25 protein-coding genes are annotated in these 20,008 nt (G+C 62.7%); 11 read left to right on the forward strand and 14 right to left on the reverse strand.

Annotated elements, in window-relative coordinates:
* Position 1 precedes the first annotated feature (1 nt).
* From NCS00_RS18565 to NCS00_RS18575, 3 genes are all read right to left on the reverse strand, one after another.
* Positions 2-904, reverse strand: a complete 903-nt coding sequence (locus NCS00_RS18565; protein WP_350029725.1) for a LysR family transcriptional regulator — start codon at positions 902-904, stop codon at positions 2-4.
* Positions 905-1,102: 198 nt separating this feature from the next.
* Complete coding sequence (locus NCS00_RS18570; RefSeq protein WP_250435974.1) at positions 1,103-1,867, reverse strand: ParA family protein; 765 nt, start codon at positions 1,865-1,867, stop codon at positions 1,103-1,105.
* Positions 1,868-2,099: 232 nt separating this feature from the next.
* A complete protein-coding gene (locus NCS00_RS18575) occupies positions 2,100-2,609 on the reverse strand; it encodes a DUF1269 domain-containing protein (protein ID WP_175979480.1) in 510 nt (169 codons plus the stop codon).
* Positions 2,610-2,782: 173 nt separating this feature from the next.
* Here NCS00_RS18575 and NCS00_RS18580 point away from each other — a divergent pair, with 173 nt between their 5' ends.
* Both NCS00_RS18580 and NCS00_RS18585 read left to right on the forward strand, forming a co-directional pair.
* Entirely contained in the window at positions 2,783-3,658 is an 876-nt protein-coding gene (locus NCS00_RS18580; protein WP_250440692.1) for an ATP adenylyltransferase family protein, read from the forward strand.
* 54 nt (positions 3,659-3,712) lie between these two features.
* Complete coding sequence (locus NCS00_RS18585; protein ID WP_250440693.1) at positions 3,713-4,759, forward strand: S1C family serine protease; 1,047 nt, start codon at positions 3,713-3,715, stop codon at positions 4,757-4,759.
* Between the two features lie 53 nt (positions 4,760-4,812).
* Here the strand turns inward: NCS00_RS18585 and NCS00_RS18590 are convergent, their stop codons facing one another.
* Positions 4,813-5,103 carry a hypothetical protein gene (locus NCS00_RS18590; RefSeq protein ID WP_008352995.1) on the reverse strand — a complete coding sequence of 97 codons (291 nt, stop codon included), beginning with the start codon at positions 5,101-5,103 and terminating at the stop codon, positions 4,813-4,815.
* A 282-nt stretch (positions 5,104-5,385) separates the two neighbouring features.
* On the opposite strand from NCS00_RS18590, the gene NCS00_RS18595 reads away from it, so the two are divergent.
* Positions 5,386-5,559, forward strand: coding sequence for a hypothetical protein (locus NCS00_RS18595; protein WP_160172894.1), 174 nt, complete (start codon positions 5,386-5,388; stop codon positions 5,557-5,559).
* Positions 5,560-5,622: 63 nt separating this feature from the next.
* Here the strand turns inward: NCS00_RS18595 and NCS00_RS18600 are convergent, their stop codons facing one another.
* Positions 5,623-5,997, reverse strand: coding sequence for a hypothetical protein (locus NCS00_RS18600; RefSeq protein WP_175979482.1), 375 nt, complete (start codon positions 5,995-5,997; stop codon positions 5,623-5,625).
* Between the two features lie 255 nt (positions 5,998-6,252).
* On the opposite strand from NCS00_RS18600, the gene NCS00_RS18605 reads away from it, so the two are divergent.
* Positions 6,253-6,687 (forward strand): hypothetical protein, encoded by a 435-nt coding sequence (locus NCS00_RS18605; protein WP_008352992.1) that lies wholly within the window; start codon positions 6,253-6,255, stop codon positions 6,685-6,687.
* Between the two features lie 11 nt (positions 6,688-6,698).
* On the opposite strand, the gene NCS00_RS18610 is transcribed toward NCS00_RS18605, so the two are convergent.
* A complete protein-coding gene (locus tag NCS00_RS18610; RefSeq protein WP_008352990.1) occupies positions 6,699-6,905 on the reverse strand; it encodes a hypothetical protein in 207 nt (68 codons plus the stop codon).
* Positions 6,906-7,137: 232 nt separating this feature from the next.
* The gene (locus NCS00_RS18615) at positions 7,138-7,284 is read right to left on the reverse strand and encodes a hypothetical protein (protein ID WP_160172893.1); all 147 of its coding nucleotides are present in this window, start codon (positions 7,282-7,284) and stop codon (positions 7,138-7,140) included.
* A gap of 296 nt (positions 7,285-7,580) precedes the next feature.
* Here NCS00_RS18615 and NCS00_RS18620 point away from each other — a divergent pair, with 296 nt between their 5' ends.
* On the forward strand, positions 7,581-8,519 hold the full coding sequence (locus tag NCS00_RS18620; protein ID WP_008352989.1) for a DMT family transporter: 939 nt from the start codon (positions 7,581-7,583) through the stop codon (positions 8,517-8,519).
* A gap of 14 nt (positions 8,520-8,533) precedes the next feature.
* Here NCS00_RS18620 and NCS00_RS18625 read toward each other — a convergent pair whose 3' ends face one another.
* Positions 8,534-8,818 carry a helix-turn-helix domain-containing protein gene (locus NCS00_RS18625; RefSeq protein ID WP_033537060.1) on the reverse strand — a complete coding sequence of 95 codons (285 nt, stop codon included), beginning with the start codon at positions 8,816-8,818 and terminating at the stop codon, positions 8,534-8,536.
* Positions 8,819-9,338: 520 nt separating this feature from the next.
* Between NCS00_RS18625 and phaP the strand changes: the two genes are divergently transcribed.
* Positions 9,339-9,905, forward strand: a complete 567-nt coding sequence (gene phaP / locus NCS00_RS18630) for a TIGR01841 family phasin (protein WP_250435994.1) — start codon at positions 9,339-9,341, stop codon at positions 9,903-9,905.
* A 49-nt stretch (positions 9,906-9,954) separates the two neighbouring features.
* On the opposite strand, the gene NCS00_RS18635 is transcribed toward phaP, so the two are convergent.
* From NCS00_RS18635 to NCS00_RS33365, 4 genes are read right to left on the reverse strand one after another with little or no spacing between them, the layout of a single operon-like run.
* Positions 9,955-10,323 (reverse strand): DOPA 4,5-dioxygenase family protein, encoded by a 369-nt coding sequence (locus NCS00_RS18635; RefSeq protein WP_033537083.1) that lies wholly within the window; start codon positions 10,321-10,323, stop codon positions 9,955-9,957.
* Positions 10,324-10,377: 54 nt separating this feature from the next.
* Positions 10,378-10,725, reverse strand: a complete 348-nt coding sequence (locus NCS00_RS18640; protein ID WP_175979484.1) for a hypothetical protein — start codon at positions 10,723-10,725, stop codon at positions 10,378-10,380.
* The gene (locus NCS00_RS18645; RefSeq protein WP_250440694.1) at positions 10,722-12,233 is read right to left on the reverse strand and encodes an FAD-binding oxidoreductase; all 1,512 of its coding nucleotides are present in this window, start codon (positions 12,231-12,233) and stop codon (positions 10,722-10,724) included. Before NCS00_RS18645 ends, NCS00_RS18640 begins: the two co-directional genes overlap by 4 nt.
* Positions 12,233-12,361: a hypothetical protein gene (locus NCS00_RS33365; RefSeq protein WP_268811676.1), complete on the reverse strand. Its 129-nt coding sequence runs from the start codon at positions 12,359-12,361 to the stop codon at positions 12,233-12,235. The genes NCS00_RS18645 and NCS00_RS33365 overlap by 1 nt, the downstream gene beginning before the upstream one ends.
* A 130-nt stretch (positions 12,362-12,491) precedes the next feature.
* Between NCS00_RS33365 and NCS00_RS18650 the strand changes: the two genes are divergently transcribed.
* The 4 genes from NCS00_RS18650 (at position 12,492) to NCS00_RS18665 (ending at position 17,684) form a co-directional block, all read left to right on the forward strand.
* Positions 12,492-13,895 carry an aminotransferase-like domain-containing protein gene (locus NCS00_RS18650; RefSeq protein WP_175979486.1) on the forward strand — a complete coding sequence of 468 codons (1,404 nt, stop codon included), beginning with the start codon at positions 12,492-12,494 and terminating at the stop codon, positions 13,893-13,895.
* 24 nt (positions 13,896-13,919) lie between these two features.
* Positions 13,920-16,253, forward strand: coding sequence for an ATP-dependent DNA helicase (locus NCS00_RS18655; protein WP_250440695.1), 2,334 nt, complete (start codon positions 13,920-13,922; stop codon positions 16,251-16,253).
* A gap of 119 nt (positions 16,254-16,372) precedes the next feature.
* Positions 16,373-16,867 (forward strand): hemerythrin domain-containing protein, encoded by a 495-nt coding sequence (locus tag NCS00_RS18660; RefSeq protein WP_250440696.1) that lies wholly within the window; start codon positions 16,373-16,375, stop codon positions 16,865-16,867.
* Between the two features lie 82 nt (positions 16,868-16,949).
* Positions 16,950-17,684 carry a 2OG-Fe(II) oxygenase gene (locus NCS00_RS18665; protein WP_033537062.1) on the forward strand — a complete coding sequence of 245 codons (735 nt, stop codon included), beginning with the start codon at positions 16,950-16,952 and terminating at the stop codon, positions 17,682-17,684.
* An 18-nt stretch (positions 17,685-17,702) separates the two neighbouring features.
* Here NCS00_RS18665 and ribA read toward each other — a convergent pair whose 3' ends face one another.
* Both ribA and NCS00_RS18675 read right to left on the reverse strand, forming a co-directional pair.
* Positions 17,703-18,371: a GTP cyclohydrolase II gene (gene ribA, locus NCS00_RS18670; protein WP_008352974.1), complete on the reverse strand. Its 669-nt coding sequence runs from the start codon at positions 18,369-18,371 to the stop codon at positions 17,703-17,705.
* A gap of 144 nt (positions 18,372-18,515) precedes the next feature.
* Positions 18,516-19,274 carry an NADPH-dependent F420 reductase gene (locus NCS00_RS18675; RefSeq protein ID WP_284508150.1) on the reverse strand — a complete coding sequence of 253 codons (759 nt, stop codon included), beginning with the start codon at positions 19,272-19,274 and terminating at the stop codon, positions 18,516-18,518.
* Positions 19,275-19,426: 152 nt separating this feature from the next.
* Here NCS00_RS18675 and ahpC point away from each other — a divergent pair, with 152 nt between their 5' ends.
* Positions 19,427-19,990 carry an alkyl hydroperoxide reductase subunit C gene (gene ahpC, locus NCS00_RS18680; RefSeq protein ID WP_008352971.1) on the forward strand — a complete coding sequence of 188 codons (564 nt, stop codon included), beginning with the start codon at positions 19,427-19,429 and terminating at the stop codon, positions 19,988-19,990.
* Positions 19,991-20,008: the final 18 nt, after the last annotated feature.

A 20,008-nucleotide genomic window follows, 5' to 3' on the forward strand; every position in this document is an offset into this window, starting at 1 on the left:
TTCAAGCCGCGCGAAACCGCACTTCGTGCGACGGCAGGCCGCCCAGACGTTGCGCGACGTGATCGATGAACGCGCGCAAGCGCGGCGCTTCGTGACGGCTCGGCGGCCATAGAATCTGAAACACGCCTTCCGTACGCATGTGTGCGCCGAGCACCGCGCGCAGCATGCCGCCGTCCATCGCGCTCTTCGCGACGAAATCCGGCACGCACGCGAGCCCCAATCCGGAGATGCAGGCTGCGAGCACGGCTTCCATGTCGTTGAACGTGAGCGTCGCGTGCGGATCGATTGCGAACGTGTGATCTTCACGCGCGAAACGCCAGGGCTCGGGACGGCCGCTCGCCGGAGAACGGAAGCGGATGCACGCATGGCCATCGAGATCGCCGGGCGTCGCGGGCTCGCCATGACCCGCGAAGTATGCGGGCGAGCCAATCACGACCGGACCGTATTGCGTGAGCGGGCGCGCGAGCAATTGCGAATCGGCGAGACGCCCTGTGCGGATCACCGCGTCATACCCTTCCTGCGTGACATCGACTACGCGATCGCTGAATTCGATATCCAGTTCGATGTCCGGATAGCGCCGCCTGAAGTCCGGCACGAGCGGCATCAATAGCCGCGTGCCGAGCGACGGCGCGCTGATGCGCAGGCGTCCGCGCGGCGACGACGTCGAATGGAACAGCTCGTTCTCTGCTTCTTCGAGATCGGCGAGCATGCGTTTGCAGCGCGCGAAGAAACGTGCGCCTTCGTGCGTGAGGCCGATCCTGCGCGTCGTGCGATTGAGCAGTTGCACGCCGAGCTTCGCTTCGAGCCGCATCACGCTCTTGCCTACTGCCGAAGCCGACAATCCGAGCGCGCGCCCTGCCGCGACGAAGCTGCCCGACTCGGCGGCGCGCACGAACGCGACCATGCCGGAAAGACTTTCTGTCGATGGAGGCGCCCCGGACGAAGTCGCCGTGAGAGACCCGTGCGAAGCCTGCGATGGAACGGTGGTCATATTCATGTTCTGGCGAAAAAGAAGCGCGACGGATTGCGCCTGTCTTCTGCAAGAACGTGCGTGATGCCGATTTATTCCCGACTTACCCGCGCTCTCGTGTAGTGCGGCGCGTCAGCCGTTCAGTTCCTCGTGCAGCGCGACGTATTCCTGCGCGAGCTTGTGACGCGGTTCGAGATAGATCATCGGCCGCGCGTGCTGATGGCTCTCGCGGATTTTCACGGAGAGCGACAGATGCGAATTGAGCACAGGCAAATCTTCGCCGCGTAGTTCGTCGACGAGTTGCTGGGGCAGGCTTGCGCGCGGCTGGAACTGATTGATGACGATGCCTTCGACGCTCAGATCCGGATTGTGATCGTGGCGGATCTCCTGCACGTTATCGAGCACCGAATAGAGCGCGCGGCGCGAGAAGTCGTCGCAATCGAATGGAATCAGACAGCGCTCCACGGCGATCAATGCGGAGCGCGTGAAGAAGTTGAGCGCGGGCGGCGTGTCGATATAGACGGCGTCGTAGTGTTGCAGTCCCTTCAATGCGTCGCGCAGCTTATAGATCTTGTAGCGCGATTCGAGCTTGCTTTGCAGCGCTTCGAGATTCGGATGCGACGGCACGATGTCGAGATTCTCGAATGGCGTTGTATGAATGAAGGACTCGAACGCCGGTTCGCGAAAGCTATAGCTCAATGCGGATTCGAAGAAGCTTGCGAGATTCGGCTGTGCATCGCGGGCTTGTTCGCCTAGCAGGTACTGGCTTGCATTGCCCTGCGGATCGAGGTCGATGACGAGTGTGCGCAGGCCCCGGGAAGCGCTGATCGCGGCGAGATTGCAGACGATGGTGGACTTGCCTACGCCACCCTTTTGATTGAAGACCACACGGCGCATCGGGTTTTTCTTCCTGGGTTTGTGAACGCTCGTTTCTTTGTGCGTTCTGGCTGGGGTTGAGCGGTTCCAGGGATGTGATCTTATCGCATCAATATGGTTGCGGTTTTTGGCTTTGGGTTTTTGTTCGTTTGTTCGGGAGGTGTCGCTGGATCCCGTCTTCGTGTCGGTCTATTAGCACTGCCCCCGTGCTAATAGACCACTAATAAAACGGGATCCGGCGAAAGCGAAAAAATCAAGGAAAAGCCGGAATCGTAGGATCGGCCCCTTCGACATCGGCCTCCGGATGATGACTCTTCACCAGCGCCTCGATCTCCTCGACACGATCCTTCGGCACATCGACCATCATCAGCAATTCGCCATCGTCGATCGCCTGCTCGAACCGCCGCAAGCGCGTATTGGGAATGCCCACGCCGATCATCGTCGCGGCCCATGCGCCGAAGCCCATGCTCGCGAGCGTCATGCAAACGACCGCGCCGCCGGCAATCGTCAAACCCGCAGGCGGAAATGCCATCGCAACAAGTCCGGCGAGCGCGCCCGTCACGCCTCCTGCAGCCGTTCCGCGAGCAAGCGCAGGCAAGAGATCGGTGCGTTGAACGAGTGTCGCTTGAGGCAAATCCTCCAGCGGTTCATGAGGCCGCGCAAGCACATGGATATGCCGCCATTCGATTCGCTTCAGCAGCAATTCGTCGATGATCCCCTTCGCGCTCGCCACACTCGGCAGCAGAAAATAGATGCGCCTCATCTCGCACCTCCATATCGGAGCGTCATGAATCCAATATAGACGACGCGCACAGGAACGCTTTTCAACACGCACGAGGCAATTCACCGTGCTTGGGTATCACCATGCAGGCAGCGCACGCTTATGCGAGTATCTCCGGATTCGTTCGAACGATTCGCATTCGGAAAAGGAGCAGCATGACGCACATGAACACCCCTTCGTGGCAGGACGTAATCATGCAAACCGAACGCGCACTCGCATGCGGCGCACTGCGTTCGTTCGATACCGCGCAAAGCATGATCGAAGATGGCGGCGTGCGCTTTCTCGTACGACAGGCCGCTAATATCGCGCGCAAGGAGCAGGCATCGAAACTCGCGGCAAAGTCCGCCGCCGATGCCGCGAGCGCATGGCGCGATCCATTCTCGCCATGCGAGGAAGCGCTGCGTGTCGGCGATATCGGCGAGCGGCATTTTCTGTTGCTCAACAAGTTCAACGTGCTCGCGCATCATCTGCTGATCGTGACGACGGACTTCGAGCCGCAAGAGACGCTCATCAGCGAGGACGACTTCGCCGCGCTCTTTGCCTGCCTCGATCGTTTCGATGCACTCGGCTTCTATAACGGCGGCAGCATCGCCGGATCGAGCCAGCCGCACAAGCATCTGCAGATGGTGCCGCTGCCGCTCGATGGTCAGGCATTGCCGATCGAAGCGGCCATCGAAGCGGCGCGCACGAGCGGCATCTTTCGCGTGCCGCAACTCGCGTTCGCGCACGCAGCCGCATGGCTCGACGATGACAGCATCGCCAACGTGCACGCAACCTATCTGCAACTGCTGAACGCGATCGGCGTGCAACCGCTCGATGTCATGGGCGTCGAACATCAAAGCGCGCCTTATAACCTGCTCGTCACGCGTCGATGGATGCTCGCGGTGCCGCGCAGCGTATCGCATGTCGAGGGCGTCGCGGTGAATGCGCTCGGATTCGCCGGCTCGCTCTTCGTTCGCGACGACGCACAGCGCGAGGTCGTCGAAACGCTGGGTCCGATGAAACTACTTGCAAACGCAACTATCTCTTGAAATCGGCTCCGGCGACCCGCATGTCCGCATCCAGACATCGGGAGTTCAAGGAACATGGGAAGCCGGCCTCAATTCATCGACGATCTTGCGCGCGGGGCGCAGGACGCCGCGCCCTCCACCCCGCTCGACCCCATCGACGCTATCGACGATGGGGCCCTGCTCGACGCCTATTCGCGCACCGTCATCGGCGCGCTGGAGCGCGTGCAGCAAGCAGTCGTGTTCATTTCCGTCGAACGTCAACTGGCCGACGCGCGCGGCGCGCGACGCAGTGTCGGCGGCACGGGCTCGGGATTCATCTTCACGCCCGACGGCTATCTGCTGACCAATAGTCACGTCGTGCACGGCGCGACGCATATCGTCGTCACGCTCGCCGATGGCACGCGCTTCGACGCCGATCTCGTCGGCGACGATCCCGCAAGCGATCTCGCGGTGCTGCGCATCGGCTCGCCGGAGCCGCTGGCGCATGTCGAACTGGGCGACTCGGGCCGCCTTCGCGTAGGACAGATCGCGATCGCGGTAGGCAATCCGCTCGGGCTCGCGCAGACCGTCACGACGGGCGTCGTCTCCGCGCTCGGCCGAACGCTGCGCTCGACTTCGGGCCGCATGATCTATGACGTCATCCAGACCGATGCCGCGCTCAATCCCGGCAACTCGGGCGGGCCGCTCATCAATTCGGCAGGCCAGGTGATCGGCGTGAACACCGCGATCATCGCCGGCGCGCAGGCCATCTCGTTCGCGACCGCGATCGATACGGCGAAGTGGGTCATCATGCAGATCTTCGCGTACGGGCGCGTGCGGCGCGCGTATATCGGCGTGGCGGGTACGACGACGCCGATCTCGCGGCGCGTGCAGCGCTTTTTCGCGCTTCCGTCGGCAAGCGGCGTGCATGTGATGGAGATCGTCAAAGGCAGTCCGGCCGCGCTCGGCGGCCTGCGCACAGGCGATCGGATCGTCGCGGTGGATGACGTCGCCATCGATAGCGTCGACAGTTTGCAGCGCACGCTGGACGCATCGCGCATCGACAGGCCGGTGAAGATCGCGGTGCTGCGCGGCACGCAGAAGCTCGATATAGACGTGACGCCCGTCGAGCAGACGGGCTGACGCGGCGGCGGCGCGTGCCTCGATGCACACGCGCCGCCTCCCAACGCTTCGCTTCACTTCCTGCTGCCGGTCTCTCGCGCCGCTTGTCCCGCGTACCCCGTGTTTCGTGCGCGCGCATCGGCGAAAACATCGGCCAGACGCTCGCGCAGCGCGTCGGCGTCGCGGCGCAACGGCGCGTTCGCCGACGCATCGATCAACGCATCGATACGCCGTTGCCAGTACGCCTGCTGCATGACGGCATGCCGCATCGGCTCCCCGCGTGCTTTCGCCGCCACGCGCTCAAGCTCCGCGATCATCCGGCCGATGTGCGCGAGTTCCTCCTGCGCGAGCTGATCGACGCTCACAGGCTCCTCCTCGTTCCGCGTCTGTCATGGAGCGCGGTTCCATGAATGCTAAACGTCGCAACCGAAGGCTTTATTCCACCGGCGCAAGGAAACGAAGCGATTCCGCACCCTGGCCCGCGCTTTGCGCTGTTTGCAATGTCTCGACGGCTATGTGCGCTAACGACCGGTCGCGCGTGCGCGGCTCCGGCCTAATGTGGAAGCAGCAGACAGTGTTCGCGCGCACGGGCCGCCCCGTTCGAACGAGCCTGCCCTGTCGGGGAAGGTCCTAGAAAAAGGATTGCCATGACCACGCACAAGAAAAACCAGACGGCGATGCGCCGCGAAGCGTTCCGTTGCACTGGCGCACAACTCGACGCCATCCTGCGATTCGGCGAGGAACGCAAGCTGGAGAATCAGCCGTTGCATATCGTCGTCGCTGAATACTGGCGCTATCAGGCGCACGCGAAAGCCGCCTGATCGTTCGTACTTCTCGCCGGTTTCGAAGCATCGCCCTGCGGGCCGCGCGGCGCTATGTACCCGCTATTGTCCCGACAGCACCCGCTGCTTCAGCACCCAGATTGCCGTGGGCACTGCGTAGTAAGCGCTGACATTGCCCGTGACGAGCTTGCCCGTCAGTTGAATGCGTGCGTTCTCCGTGGGCGTCGCATCGATGATCTGCACCGCCGACACATTCGTCTGCTGGCGACCGCCTTGTCCTGTGCTCGCGCTCATCACGCACACCGGACGCGACAGCGATAGCACCCACGCGGGCTTGGGGGACGCATCGCCTTCGCGTGCGGCCTGGCGCGTCGCCGTGCCTTCGAGCGTGACGACATCGCCATCGTTATAGCAAGGCGCCGCCGCTGCGGAGCCTGCCATCAGCACGAGCACCCAAGCACAGGCTTTCGCAATCATTCGAACCTCGCGAAGAGCGCGTCGCGTGACGCGCGGATCCGGGAAAGAAGCTCAGTTACTTTAGGTGATCGGCGTTGGGGTCGCAACCTGCGGACGAATGGTCATCCTCGGCGCTCCTTTCAAAACCTTCATTCGGGAACGCGTGTTGCTGCACTTCATCTGACGAATCGAAAGAGCGCGGATCATGACTGCGAAAGGCCGCGCATGAAGACATTGCCGGTCCGCGACTCATTCGGACTGACAGAGGGGGCGACGATGAATCAGGTCATAGTTGGTGTGTTCGGATCCTATCGGGACGGACACGACGCGCTTCGCGCATTGCAGCTCGCGGGTTTGCGACGCGACGACGCGCATCTTTATCGGGCAGGACGTGGCGAGAGCGATATCGATGCTCTGCTGCCGCCCGCGCACGACGAGGACGATGCGGAGTACGTCGCTCATGGCGAGCACCAAGGCGTGATCTGCGCGCGCAATCGGTTCGTGCCGCACGAGCCGGTCTCGCCGCGCCCGCCCGCGTCTCATGCCGCCGACGACGCCACGCCACAGCGCACGCTGCTCGTCATCCGCATCAACGATGACATCAAGCCGGGCGCGATCGGCGAAATGCTGCACGAGCACGGCGCGATCGCGGTCAAGGACGCGAGCGGCCACTGGCGCTTCTCCCCGTTCAGGAATCCGGCGGGCGTCTGAGCGCAGCGTTTTCAGTGCATGCCCGGATGAGGCTTGCGAACGACGGAGGGCGCTTCGGACTCGGCGCGCTCATCGTCTTCCGATGGGTCGTCGGACGAAGGCTCGTTGGCGAGATCGCGCGCTTCCTGCGCCGCCGCCGCCGCACGCAACGTCCGACAGCGCGCCGAGTGGCGGAACGTCGCGAGCAGGCGAACGACTTCGCGTGTTCTCGTTCTCATTGTTGCCTCCTTCGAAGCAGTTGAGAAACTACTTTAAGTGTAGGCGGCAAATGCTCAGGCGCAAGGCGTTCCATCGAAATAATGTGCGTCGGCGCATGCGCGTTGCATGCGTTTCGGACGCGCATGAAAAAGCCGGACGGATGCTTGCGCACACGTCCGGCTCTTTTCTCACTTTCACGTCACGTTTTACTGCTGCTGCGGATACTGCCTTGCTTCTACTGCTTCTACTGCTTCACTGCTGAAACACCTGTACCTGCTCCGGGGCCGCACGAGCGATCGGGAACGTATCGGCGGCGCTGTAACTGTTACTCATCGACATGAATGCGATAAGGCTCATCGACATCATGGCGGCCGCAAGGATGATGCGCTTCTTTTGCATGGCTGCTATTCGTTCTCTCGTTTGGCGTGCAACGAATAGTAGAGCGTCGAAGATAGGAAAGCGCTAATCCGCGTCTTAATTCAAGGCACAAAAAACTAGGAGCGAAAAGCACGACCGCCAGCAATCGGCATGAGCGCAGCATGCGATTGTTCGAACCGTCTAGTACATTTCCCGCGTCGTGCCCTGTGCGCAACACGGCGGAAAAGAACTTTACTGTTGCCTTGCCAGCGTCCTGCGATGCCGGGAGAATTGAAGCAACGGCCTAAAAACCGTTCCTTCACTACCACGAGAGTTCGATGGCAACCTTAGAGGGCAAGGCGCAATACCGCATTGATACCGATAACACGGCAGCCGGTATCGCCATCATGATCCTGACGACCGCGACCTTCGCGGCAAGCGATTCCACCGTCAAGCTGATCGGCACCGCCGTCCCTCTGCTGGCTTTGCTCTGGGTTCGCTATCTTTTCCAGATGATCGTCATGGGCGCGTGGCAGATACGCCGCCGCGCGTTCGGCCTCTTTCGCACGGGCAGCGTCAAGCTGCAGATCGTGCGCGCGGTGCTGCTGCTGACCAATTCCGCGTGCACGTTCGCAGGGCTGCGGCATCTTCCGTTGCCCGTCAGCACGTCCCTCGCGATGCTCGCGCCACTCATCTCCACACTGCTCGCCGCGCTCGTGCTGAAAGACGACGTGCCGCGCAGCAAGTGGGCGCTGGTCGCGATCGGTTTCGTCGGCATGCTGCTGGTGGTGCGGCCGGGCGGCAGCTCGTTTAGCTGGACGGTGATCTATCCGATAGGCGCGGCGACGACGTTCGCGTGTTTCCAGGTGGTGTCGAGCCATCTTTCGCGCGTCGACGACGCGATCACGACCAACTTCCTCACGGCGCTCGTCGCGACGCTCATGCTGTGCGTGCTCGTGTGGATGGATCAAGCCGAAATGCTGCCCGCGCTCGCGCAGGTACGATTCGAAAGCTGGCTGCTCGTCGTCTTCATGGCGACGATGGCGACCACCGGCCACGGACTCATGCTTCAGGCGCTAAAGCGCGCGCCGCTCTCCGTGCTGACGCCGCTCGGCTACGGTCAGCTCGCGTTCGCCGCCCTTTTCAGCTGGTTGCTGTTCGGACAAGTGCCCGACTTCTGGATGGCGATCGGCATGTGCGTGATCGCGGCGAGCGGCATCGGCACCGTGCTCCTGCATGGACGCAAGGCGGCGCCGGCCGTATCGGCGGATGTCTGACGATAACGAAACGCTCAGTTGGCGGCGTGCGCGCGCTCGGCCTGGCCCGTGCAGAGCCAATGCGGATCGATGTCCAGCGCCTTCGCGATGCGATTGAATGCCGCGAACGGCGGAACCGTGATGCCGCGCCGCCAGAATTGCACGTCGTGCTCGCTCACGTCGAGCCAGCCAGCGGCTTTTGCGGAACTGATGTTTGCCTTCTGCAAGGCCCGGTCGAGTCGTGCGGCCATGGCGCGCCGCAAGGCGTTGTCTTCGTGACTGCGTTCAAGGTGGCCAAGGGTTTGGGAATGTCGCCCCATTTTCTTCAAGTCTCTCGATTTATATCTTTATGCCGTTCAGCGCCGGCTCATTAGCGCGAGGTGAATCCTACTGATTCACGATGACGCGGCAGTGACAGAAATACCGAAATATCGTCCGTCCTACCGAAAGCCCGTCGCGCATGTTGCAGTGCGAGATTCTTCCAATTAACGCATCAATGCGTCAAGTGGGGAAACAACGCATTCGGGAACTTTTGTCTTAGGGGTTTACGACAGGCCGCGCCTGGACGCCTGCAGCAAGCGTTTAATGAACGCACGTTCGCAGGCCGACTGGTCGGGATTATTTCTTTTCTACCTGCATTCGTGTGATGTGTGATGAGTCCTTAATCGCTCCGCTTATTTACTTTGCGCTCACTGTTATTTTTGAATAAACGGCTGAGTGGTTTAAAGTCAAGCCGGGAAAACGTAATTGACACACCACACGCTTGCCTTAAAATAAGTCGTTCGCTGCATTGCACAAATACATCGGCAATCAATTGGCAATTTCCATATGGAGTCGAGCATGAGCAGTCTTGCGCCCGAAAATGTAATCGCGTCACAAAAGGCGGGGGTCGACACCACGTTCGGTGTCGCCGCACAAGCCGTCGAAGGCTTCGAAAAGCTGATCGATCTGAACGTGCGTACGGTCAGGACGGCGCTCGACGAGCATCAGGCGCTCATCGCCAGAACGCTCTCCGTGCGCGATCCGCAGGCGTTCTTCGCGCTTCAGAACCAGCACCTGCAAGACAGCGCCCAGCGCGTTCAGGCCTATTGGCTCGGCGTCTATGAGATCGCGTCGGGCGTGCGCGGCGGCTATCTGGAAGCCGCGCAGGACCAGATCGCGAAGTCTCAGCGCAATGTGCAAGCGTTCGTCGAGAGTCTCGCGAGCAATGCGCCGGTCGGCAGCGAAGCCGTCGTGACGGCGTGGCGCACGGCGATCGATGCCGCGACGGAATCGGCGAATTCCGCTTACGAAGCGGCGAAGAAGGCCGCGCAGCAAGTGGTGGAGGCCGCGCAAAACGACGCCTCGGTGGCTGGCCAGACGGCCGTGCGCGTGGTGTCGTCGAAGACGGCAAGCGCGAAGAAGTAACTCGCCGGCGATCCAGCAAAAGGCGGACGCGGTCCGCCTTTTTTACGTCTCAACCGCCCAGACTCTTCAGCGAGAGTTCGTGCGACCGGCCGATCCACACCGCCGAGTCGCGATGATCGACGAGCGCGTCGCCCGTATTCGGATGCATGAAGACATCGAGCGCGCCGTGATTCAGCGTGAGCCACGCGAGCATCGGCGCGAGCAGCGCATCGCCGAATCCCAACTGGAACGACCACATCGGATGCGGTCCGACCGGGCGCTCGTGAAAGCGGCCCAGACGCAGCGCGCCATCCTGCAATTCGGTCGCAAACCGCTGTTCGATCACGAGCCGAAGCTGCCACGCGGCGTCGCGGCTCGCGGCATCGAAATAGACATGCGCGTGCCAGTCGGCGATCGTGCGTGTGTCCGTGGCGTTCATCGTTTCGTCCGTGCGCGGCAATATTGAGATGCGTGTCATTTTAGCGAACCGCGTTCAGCAACGTTCGAGCGTCCAGAGCACGGCGCCGTCACCGAACGTTCGATGATGCGTCGCGCGCATGCCGACGCCTGCGCCGAGTTGAGACAACACGAACGCATCGGCGTAGCGCGTGATGCCGCCGATCGCATGCGACGACGACAGGCGTTCGATCCACAGCCAGCCCGCATCGCCCGACAGAGATGCGATCTGCGCGCCCGTCAGACGCGCGCGCCGCACGATGATGCCGCCTTGCGGCAAGTCCCCGTCGACGACCCACGTGCGCGCCGATGGCCGCGTCGCGCCGCCGAACGGCATCCACGGCACGACGCCCATCGCGATAAGAAACGCGCGCCGTGTCGTCATCGCCAGATGCCCTGCTTGCCGGGCGACAGAATCCCGTTCGGATCGAGCGACGCCTTGATCGTCTTCGAAAGCCGCATCAGCGCGTGATCGTTGAAATCGTATTGCGCGGCGGCGAGGTCCATGTACGACAGATGCGTGCGATATTGCCCGTAGCCCGCCGCGCCCGCATCGCGGATCAGCGTTTCGACGAGCGCGCCGGCATCGCGCGATTGTTTCGGATCGTCGCGATCGAAAATCGCCGCGAAGATGTGATGCATCGCGCGCTCGCCGGCCGTGAATCCGCCGTAATAATCGAAGCCGAATTGCGCGGCGCGCTCGCGCACCATGCGGACCTGCTTCACGGCATCGCGTCCGATGGGCGGACAGATCGGCGAGAAATCGATGTGCGCGCCCGAGCCGCCGCGCCAGTTGAGCAGATTGAACGCTTCGAGTCCCGGAATGCCGACTTGCGCGCGATCGCCGCCGCCTTCCGGCTCGACCGATGCATCGCGATACGGCATCTCGAAGAGCGTCGCGCCCGCGATCGGCCTGTAGCGCGCATGCACGATATCGCGCCGCGCCTCGACGAGCGCTCTCGGCCCATACAGGCAGAAGCGCAGGTTCCAGCGCCCGATGCCGATCTTGCGCGCCATGGCGTCGATGGCGTCGTCGGGCATCGCGCCGTCGCCGTCGAACCATTGCTTGCGCGTCGACACGCCTGCCGCCCAGCGCACCGCGCTTTCGATGACCGCGTTGCTCTGGATGGTGCCGTCCATCTTCAGCGGGCGCAGCGTATCGACGACGCGTTCGAGATCGTCCTCGCGCGCGAATGCGTAGCGGCAGATCATGTAGCCCTCGGGCGCGGGCATGAGCCAGACGCCGAGCTTCGTGACAACGCCGAAGTTCGATTGCATGAACATGCCGTCGTACGAAGGCCCGAAGCCGCTCTTGAATACCTGCCAGTCGCGGCTCGACGACATCGCGCCCATGCCGGTGCGTACGACATCGCCGTTCGCGAGCACGACTTCCATGCCGCACTGATTCGCCGCATGGTCGCCGTATGGCGTCGTGCCGTAACCGCGTTCGAGCGTGTTGCCGATCACGCTGCCCCATCCGGCCGCGGGCGGATCGAGCCAGAAGCGCCGCGGCGTGCCGAGCGCGCGATACAGGTCGTAATACGTCACGCCCGGTTCGACGAGCGCATAAGCCAGCGTTTCATCGATCTCGACGATGCGATTCATCCTCCGCAAATCGAGCACGACGCAACCAGGCATACGCGGCGCGGCGCCGCCGTAAGCGAAGTTGCGCCCCGTCGATACGGTCCAGAGCGGCACGCGATATCGATTCGCGACCGCCAATGCCGCACGCACGCCTTCGACGTCCTTCGGCAACACGACAGCAGATGGCGCGTGTGCGGATGCATCGCCGGGCGCGAACGGATCGAGATACGAAGCGATATCGTCCGCGAGCACCGCATCGTTGCCGAGCGCCGACTTGAACGCCGCGAGCGCCGCGGGCAAATACGGCATCAATATCCGCCGCTGCTGCCGCTGTTCGATGTCGTGCCCGACGCGCCCGAGCTGCCATCGGTCTGACATCCTGCGAGCAGGCCGGCGAGCAGCGCGAGCATGACTGTTGCGATTCTGGCGAGCTTCATGGAACCACCTCCGAAAGATTGAAAAGCGGGCACGGCGATTAAGCCGCTTATTCATTAAACGCGCGGCGGGGCGTCGATATTCCGTCGATAAAGCGTGAGACAATTTCGCGCCCTTTCACCGATACCCGCGATGAAGCGCTACCAAGCCCTTGCCGACACGATGGCCGCCGAGATACGCGCGGGCCGCCTGCCTGTCGGTGCACGGCTGCCTTCGGTGCGGCATTTGACGACGCAATACGGCGTCGGCCAGTCGACGGTCTTTCGCGCGTACTACCTGCTCGAAGAATGGGGCTTGATTCGCGCGCGCGAACGTTCCGGCTATTACGTCGCGCCGGGCGCCGCACTCGCGCCGAAAGAGAGCGCGACGCTGAAAGAACCCGCGCCAATCGACGTAAGCAGCCTCGTGTTCTCCGTGCTCGACGCCGTGAAGCGCCCGGACGTCGTGCCGCTCGGCTCCGCGTTTCCATCGCCGGCGCTCTTTCCGTTGCAGCGTCTTGCGAAGTCGCTCGCGCACGCGGCGCGGATGCTCGATCCGTGGAGCACCGTCGTCGACATGCCGCCGGGCAACGAGGCGTTGCGCGGACAGATCGCGCTGCGTTATATCGGCATGGGAATCGCGCAGCCGATGGACGAACTCATCGTCACGAACGGCGCGATGGAAGCGCTCACGCTTTGCCTCATGGCCGTCACGCAGCCGGGCGATGTCGTCGCGATCGAATCGCCGTGCTTCTATGCCGCGTTGCAGGCTATCGAGCATCTCGGCTTGCGCGCGGTGGAGATTCCGGTCGATCCGCAAGACGGTCTCGATCTCGACGTGCTCGCCGAAGCGCTCGACAAGCATCCGGTGCGCGCGTGCTGGTTCATGACGAACTTTCAGAATCCGACCGGCGCGACGCTTTCCGTCGAGAAAAAGCGCGCGCTCGTCGCATTGCTCGCGAAGCACGAGGTTCCGCTGATCGAAGACGATGTCTACGGCGAACTGCATTTCGCGCAGGATCGTCCGCCGCCTGCGAAAGCTTTCGATACGAACGGGCTCGTGATGCATTGCGCATCGCTGTCGAAGACGCTTGCGCCGGGGTATCGGCTCGGCTGGGTCGCGGCGGGCCGTTTCGCCGATGCGATCCGGCGTCTCAAGCTGATGACGAGCATTTCCACCAGCGTCCCGATTCAGGCGGGCATCGCCGATTATTTGCAGCACGGCGGCTTCGACAAGCATTTACGCAAGCTGCGCGGCGCGCTTCTCGCGCAACGCGATGCGATGGAGCACGCCATCGCGCGCTGGCTGCCGTCCGACGTCGCATATCGGCGGCCGGACGGCGGCTATTTCCTGTGGCTGCAACTGGCCGATCACGTCGACGCGATGCAGTTGCATCGGCGGGGACTCGAACACGGCATCAACGTGACGCCGGGGCCGATCTTCTCCGCGCGTCACGATTTCGGGAATCATGTGCGCGTCAATTTCGGTCATCCATGGTCGCCGCAAATCGACAACGCGATGAAAACGCTCGGAGAACTGCTGCGCGCGGCTTCGTGAAAGGCGCGTGCTAGACTCCTGTACATGCATACAGTATCCGAGCCCGCCTACACCGTCGCCGTGCGCGCGCTGTGCGAGTTCACGGCGAAACAGGGCGATCTCGATCTACGCTTTACGCCGACGCCGAGCGCGCAGGAAGGCGTCGCCGGCCATGTCACGGTGACGAACCGTCGGCCGGACGGATATCAAAAGGAAATTTCGCTTTCGGAAACCTACGGCCCGCTACTCGTGCGCGGCCGCGCCGATGGCTACGATCCCGCGCTCAACCGGCTCGAGGAAATCAAGACGCATCGCGGCAAGCTCGAATCGATGCCGGAGAATCATCGGCATCTGCATTGGGCGCAGGCGCGCGTCTACGGACATCTGATGTGCCGAAAGCTCGGGCTGGAAGCCATCGACATCGCGCTCGTCTATTTCGATATCGTCGATGAAACCGAAAGCGTGCTCGTCGAGACGCAAACGGCCGCAGCGCTCGCCGTGCATTTCGAGGCGCAGTGCGAACGCTTCATCGCGTGGGCGCGGCAGGAACTGGCGCACGGGGCGGCACGCGACGAAGCGCTGAAGACGCTCGCGTTCCCTCACGCCGATTTCCGCCCCGGCCAGCGCGCGCTCGCGGAAGCGGTGTATCGCTCGGCGGTGTCGAAGCGCTGTCTCGCCGCGCAAGCGCCGACGGGCATCGGCAAAACGGTCGGCACGCTCTTTCCGCTCCTGAAGGCGTGGCCCGGCCAGCAGCTCGACAAGATCTACTTTCTCACCGCGAAAAGCGCGGGACGGCAACTCGCGCTCGACGCGCTCACGACGCTCGCCGCGAAGCCGTTGCGCGTCGTCGAACTCGTCGCGCGCGACAAGGCTTGCGAATATCCCGATCGCGCGTGTCACGGCGAATCGTGTCCGCTCGCGCGCGGCTTCTACGATCGCCTCGCCGATGCGCGCGCCGCCGCGCTCCAATGCACGCAGCTCGATCGGGCGTCGGTCGCCGAGGTCGCGCGCCGGCATGACATCTGTCCGTACTATCTGAGCCAGGAATTGTCGCGCTGGAGCGATGTGATCGTCGGCGACTACAACTACTACTTCGACACGAGCGCGATGCTCTTCGCGCTCGCGGAGGCGAATCGCTGGCGCGTGGCGGTGCTCGTCGACGAAGCGCACAACCTCGTCGAACGCGCGCGCGGCATGTATTCCGCGACACTCGATCAGTCCGCCTTCAACGCGATGCGCCGCGGCGCGCCGGGCGTGCTCAAGAAGGCGCTCGGGCGCGTCGCGCGAAGCTGGAACGAGACGGCGAGCGAGCAGCAAGCGTCGGGCATCGAGTACGCGGCGCATACGGAGCCGCCCGCGCGCTTTTTGACCGCGCTCGGGCAAGCCGTTTCGCTGATGACAGAAACGCTCGGCGAACAGCCCGACGCCTTCACGCCCGACACGCTGCGCTTCTATTTCGATGCCGTGCATTTCACGCGCATCGCGGAGCGTTTCGGGTCGCATTCGATCTTCGACATCACGCTTTCCGGCGCGAACGCAAACGCGAGCGCAAACGCGAAGAAGCGCAATGCCACGCTCTGCCTGCGCAACGTGATTCCCGCGCCGCATCTCGCGCCGCGATTGGCGCGCGCGCACAGCGTCGCGCTCTTTTCGGCGACGCTCACGCCCGCGCACTTTTACGCCGATACGCTCGGCTTGCCGGCATCGAGCGTGCGGATCGACGTCGAATCGCCCTTCTCCGCCGATCAGCTCGACGTGCGCGCGATCGCCGATCTTTCGACGCGCTATCGGGATCGCGAGCGCTCGGTGGATCGCATTGCCGATCTCATCGCCGCGCAATACTTCCGCGCCGAGGGCAACTATCTGAGCTTCTTCAGCAGCTTCGACTATCTGACGCAAGTGGCGGCGGCGCTGGCGGCGCGTCATCCGTCGATTCCCTGCTGGCAGCAGTCCCGCGCGATGAGCGAGGCGGCGCAACGCGAGTTTCTCGCGCGCTTCGTCGCCGATGGACGCGGTATCGGATTCGCGGTGCTGGGCGGCGCGTTCGGCGAGGCGATCGATCTGCCGGGCACGCGTCTCATCGGTGCGTTCGTCGCGACGCTCGGGCTGCCGCAACTCAATCCCGTCAATCAGCAAATGAAAGCGCGCATGCACGAGGCGTTCGGCGAGGGCTATGCGTACACGTATCTTTTTCCCGGCTTGCAGAAAGTGGTGCAGGCGGCGGGACGCGTGATTCGCGGACCGCTCGATCGCGGCGTGCTTTATCTGATCGACGACCGCTTCGCGCGCGCCGAAGTGCGGCGGCTGCTGCCCGCGTGGTGGCAGGTGAAAGTGCTGCGCCAACGCGACTTGAGCGAATCGAGAAATACCACTATCTAGACGCGCGCACCGCCGCCGTTAACTGATCCATCGCGGGCATTCGTCTTGCTTTTTTACGGCACCTTGGGGACACGCAGATGTCGCTACCGGGCCGACAGAGCCCACTATTGGAGAACCCCATGTCCACCGCTCAAACCCCGCGACCCATCGATGCGCTCGACATGCTCGAAGCCGATCACCGCGCCATCGAACAATTGTTCGATGCCTTCGAACGCGCGGACCACGACGATTTCGAGCGCAAGAACTCGCTCGTACAGCGCGCGTGCGAACTGTTGACGATCCATACGATCGTCGAGGAAGAATTGTTGTATCCGGGCGCGCAGAACGCGCTCGAAGCGGACCGGCGCATCGACGTGGACGAAGCCTACGTCGAGCATTTTCTGGTGAAGACGCTGATCGAACGATTCGCGAACCTGCGCCCCGGCGAAGACGGTTTTGACGCGACGTTCAAGGTGCTGAAGGAAAACGCGGTGCATCACATCGAGGAAGAGGAAACCGTACTCTTCGCGGCCGTGCGCAAGACGCAGATGGATCTCGTCGCGATCGGCGCGAAGATGGCCGCGCGCAAGGCCGCGCTGTACGAACGCATCGCGGAGACTGCGGCCGCGCACTGAATTGCACAGCAAGAGCCGGAGTGCGTGCGTCGCGTCGCGGGCGCACACTTCATTCGAATTCACGCACATCCGGAGGAACGACATGAAGGTGCTCGAACGCGCGACGGCAGACGATATCGGCGATCGCATCGACGCGCTCGACTGGGCCGATCTCGAAGCGCAACTCGATAGCTTCGGCTGCGCGACGGCGTCGGCGCTTTTTTCGCGCGACGAATGCGAGGCGCTCGCGGCGCTTTACGATCGCGACGGCATTTTTCGCAGCCGCGTCGTGATGGAGCGCCACGGCTTCGGGCGCGGCGAATACAAATACTTCGCGTATCCGTTGCCGGGCGCGCTCGAACGCGTGCGGCGCGCGGTGTATCCGCATCTCGCGCCGGTCGCGAATCGCTGGAACGAGGTGATGGGCATCGAGACGCGCTATCCGCGCGAGCATGCGGCGTTCATCGAGCGCTGTCATCGCGCGGGGCAGACACGGCCGACGCCGCTCTTGCTACGTTACGTGCCCGGCGATTTCAACTGTCTGCATCAGGATCTCTACGGCGAGCACGTCTTTCCGATTCAGATGGCGATCCTGCTTTCCGCGCCCGGCCACGATTTCACCGGCGGCGAATTCGTGATGACGGAGCAGCGTCCGCGCATGCAGTCGCGTGCGGAAGTCGTGCCGCTTTTGCAAGGCGATGCGGTGTTCTTCGCGGTGCATCATCGGCCGGTGCAGGGCACGCGCGGGCCGTATCGCGTGAACATGAAGCACGGCGTGAGCCGCCTGCGCTCGGGACGCAGGCATATGCTCGGGGTAATTTTTCACGACGCGCAGTGAGCGCGCGCACTGTCGGGCTTACTCGTTCTCGTCGAAGTAATGCCCGAAGCGCGCCTGCTTCGTCTTGATGTAGCGCTCGTTTTCCTCGCGCATCGGGATGGCGAGCGCGACGCGTTCGCATACGGGAATATCGTGCCTGAGCAGCGTGTCGAACTTCGACGGATTGTTGCTCATCAATCGCACCGACTTCACGTTCATGGAACGCAGGATCGCGGCGGCGGAATCGTATTCGCGGGCGTCGTCGGGCAGGCCGAGATGCAGGTTCGCATCGACGGTATCGAGCCCCTGTTCCTGCAGCGCGTATGCACGGATCTTGTTCGCGAGGCCGATGCCGCGCCCTTCATGGCCGCGCAGATACAGCAGAATCCCGCGAGCCTCCGCGGCGATATAGCGCAATGCCAGATCGAGCTGCTCGCCGCAGTCACAGCGGTACGAGCCGAAGACATCGCCGGTCACGCATTCGGAGTGCAGGCGCGTCAGCACGGGTTCGCCGCTGCTCACGTCGCCCATCACGAACGCGATGTGCTCCACATCCGTGTGCTTCACGCGATAGACGTACGAAGCGAAAGTGCCGTAGCGGGTCGGAATGGTGGCGGTCGCCACGAGTTCGACGTCCGCGCACTCGTCGCACTCGCCGAAGCGGTGTTGCGGGTTCTGCACGTCCTGCGTAGGAGAAGCGGTTTTCATAGTCAATCTGCGAGTCCACGACGCCGGACGGCGGCTGCATTTTTGCGCCAGCCCGGTTCGTCATGTTAAAGCCCATCGGGAAAGTTTGCAGATTGTCTCACGGCGCGCGCGCGTTCCCGCGCTTTACCGTACGGTCTTTCGCTTCTACGCGGGTTGGTCGAAGGTGCCGGGACTCTTGTCCGTCGCGCGCCATTCGGGCTTGCGCACCGGATCGGCCTTCTGAAGCGCCGCGCGCAGGCCGGCGGCGTCGAGATCGGCGGTGTAGACGGGCGTCGCGGGCTGCTGACGCCAGGAATCGTCGATCTGGCCGGCATCGACCGGATCGAAGCCGATCTCATCGACGAGCTTCATCACGACGGCCTTTGCCTTCGCGTCATCGCCCGCGACCGGCAGCGCGATGCGGCCCGGCGTTCCCGGCGGCTTGCCGCGGTTCTTCAGGTGATCCGCATAGATATTGTTGAACGCTTTCACGACCGGCCGACCGATCTGCTGCTCGACCCAGCGGCTCTCGGGCGTGCCCTTTTCGATGCCTTCGATCCGCCCGTCGCGCTGCTGCGGATAGTAGTTACCGGTGTCGATCACGACGACGCTCGCCGGCACGCCCGCAAACAGATCCTTCGGCAGGTTCGGCACCTTGGCTTCGGGAATCGTGACGACGACGACTTCGGCGTCCTTCACCGCGTCCCGCGCTTGGACGGCCTTCGCGCCGGTCTCGCGCTCGATATCCGCGAGCGACGCCGGGCCGCGCGAGTTCGCGATACGCACGTCATGCCCTTTCTCGGTGAAGCGCAGTGCCAGCACCGAACCGATATTGCCCGCTCCGATGATTCCTATTTTCATACTGCCTCCTTGAAATGAAAGTGAAAGCGACCAAGTCTGTTTAAGGAACCTGCGAAGGCGCATGCAATCAGAATGCCTTGTGCGGGAAAACGCCAAAATATCGCGTCGATAGCCCGGCGCTATCCCGACAATAAAATCAATCCACTTCGCAAGTACGATAGCTTTCCTGTATAGTTCACTTACTTCTTCAACACCACTCCAAAAGGAAACTGGTAATGCCCATCATCAACAGTCAAGTCAAGCCGTTCAAAGCAACCGCCTATCACAATGGCGAGTTCGTGACCGTCACCGATGAAAGCCTGAAGGGCAAGTGGTCGGTGTTTGTGTTCTACCCGGCCGATTTCACGTTCGTCTGCCCGACCGAACTGGGCGACCTGGCTGACCGCTACGAAGAATTCAAGAAGCTCGGCGTGGAAATCTACTCGGTTTCGACCGACACGCACTTCACGCACAAGGCATGGCACGACACGTCGGACACGATCCAGAAGATCAACTATCCGATGATCGCCGACCCGACGCTCGCGATCTCGCGCAACTTCGACGTTCTGATCGAAGAAGAAGGCCTGGCGCTGCGCGGCACGTTCGTGATCAACCCGGAAGGCGAGATCAAGCTGTGCGAAGTGCACGACAACGGCATCGGCCGCGACGCTGGCGAACTGCTCCGCAAGGTTCAGGCTGCTCAGTACATCGCGAAGAATCCGGGTCAAGTGTGCCCCGCCAAGTGGACGCCGGGCGCTGAAACGCTGACCCCGTCGCTCGACCTGATCGGCAAGATCTAAGTCTCGTACTTCACGAGC

This window comes from Caballeronia sp. AZ1_KS37 (assembly GCF_023631165.1).
In the GTDB taxonomy this organism is placed as follows: Bacteria; Pseudomonadota; Gammaproteobacteria; order Burkholderiales; family Burkholderiaceae; genus Caballeronia; species Caballeronia zhejiangensis.

What these genes read in the sequence shown, in the direction of transcription:
- NCS00_RS18620 (WP_008352989.1), top strand. Translation starts at nt 7,581, where the DNA reads ATGGCAACCTTAGAGGGCAAGGCGCAATACCGCATTGATACCGATAAC.
- ahpC (WP_008352971.1), top strand. Translation starts at nt 19,427, where the DNA reads ATGCCCATCATCAACAGTCAAGTCAAGCCGTTCAAAGCAACCGCCTAT.
- NCS00_RS18595 (WP_160172894.1), top strand. Translation starts at nt 5,386, where the DNA reads ATGACCACGCACAAGAAAAACCAGACGGCGATGCGCCGCGAAGCGTTC.
- NCS00_RS18645 (WP_250440694.1), bottom strand. Translation starts at nt 12,233, where the DNA reads ATGCCGTATTTGCCCGCGGCGCTCGCGGCGTTCAAGTCGGCGCTCGGC.
- phaP (WP_250435994.1), top strand. Translation starts at nt 9,339, where the DNA reads ATGAGCAGTCTTGCGCCCGAAAATGTAATCGCGTCACAAAAGGCGGGG.
- NCS00_RS18675 (WP_284508150.1), bottom strand. Translation starts at nt 19,274, where the DNA reads ATGCGCCTTCGCAGGTTCCTTAAACAGACTTGGTCGCTTTCACTTTCA.
- NCS00_RS18610 (WP_008352990.1), bottom strand. Translation starts at nt 6,905, where the DNA reads ATGAGAACGAGAACACGCGAAGTCGTTCGCCTGCTCGCGACGTTCCGC.
- NCS00_RS18565 (WP_350029725.1), bottom strand. Translation starts at nt 904, where the DNA reads ATGGTCGCGTTCGTGCGCGCCGCCGAGTCGGGCAGCTTCGTCGCGGCA.
- NCS00_RS18585 (WP_250440693.1), top strand. Translation starts at nt 3,713, where the DNA reads ATGGGAAGCCGGCCTCAATTCATCGACGATCTTGCGCGCGGGGCGCAG.
- NCS00_RS18650 (WP_175979486.1), top strand. Translation starts at nt 12,492, where the DNA reads ATGAAGCGCTACCAAGCCCTTGCCGACACGATGGCCGCCGAGATACGC.
- NCS00_RS18640 (WP_175979484.1), bottom strand. Translation starts at nt 10,725, where the DNA reads ATGACGACACGGCGCGCGTTTCTTATCGCGATGGGCGTCGTGCCGTGG.
- NCS00_RS18660 (WP_250440696.1), top strand. Translation starts at nt 16,373, where the DNA reads ATGTCCACCGCTCAAACCCCGCGACCCATCGATGCGCTCGACATGCTC.
- ribA (WP_008352974.1), bottom strand. Translation starts at nt 18,371, where the DNA reads ATGAAAACCGCTTCTCCTACGCAGGACGTGCAGAACCCGCAACACCGC.
- NCS00_RS18625 (WP_033537060.1), bottom strand. Translation starts at nt 8,818, where the DNA reads ATGGGGCGACATTCCCAAACCCTTGGCCACCTTGAACGCAGTCACGAA.
- NCS00_RS18570 (WP_250435974.1), bottom strand. Translation starts at nt 1,867, where the DNA reads ATGCGCCGTGTGGTCTTCAATCAAAAGGGTGGCGTAGGCAAGTCCACC.
- NCS00_RS18575 (WP_175979480.1), bottom strand. Translation starts at nt 2,609, where the DNA reads ATGAGGCGCATCTATTTTCTGCTGCCGAGTGTGGCGAGCGCGAAGGGG.
- NCS00_RS33365 (WP_268811676.1), bottom strand. Translation starts at nt 12,361, where the DNA reads ATGAAGCTCGCCAGAATCGCAACAGTCATGCTCGCGCTGCTCGCCGGC.
- NCS00_RS18600 (WP_175979482.1), bottom strand. Translation starts at nt 5,997, where the DNA reads ATGATTGCGAAAGCCTGTGCTTGGGTGCTCGTGCTGATGGCAGGCTCC.
- NCS00_RS18615 (WP_160172893.1), bottom strand. Translation starts at nt 7,284, where the DNA reads ATGCAAAAGAAGCGCATCATCCTTGCGGCCGCCATGATGTCGATGAGC.
- NCS00_RS18655 (WP_250440695.1), top strand. Translation starts at nt 13,920, where the DNA reads ATGCATACAGTATCCGAGCCCGCCTACACCGTCGCCGTGCGCGCGCTG.
- NCS00_RS18605 (WP_008352992.1), top strand. Translation starts at nt 6,253, where the DNA reads ATGAATCAGGTCATAGTTGGTGTGTTCGGATCCTATCGGGACGGACAC.
- NCS00_RS18665 (WP_033537062.1), top strand. Translation starts at nt 16,950, where the DNA reads ATGAAGGTGCTCGAACGCGCGACGGCAGACGATATCGGCGATCGCATC.
- NCS00_RS18580 (WP_250440692.1), top strand. Translation starts at nt 2,783, where the DNA reads ATGACGCACATGAACACCCCTTCGTGGCAGGACGTAATCATGCAAACC.
- NCS00_RS18635 (WP_033537083.1), bottom strand. Translation starts at nt 10,323, where the DNA reads ATGAACGCCACGGACACACGCACGATCGCCGACTGGCACGCGCATGTC.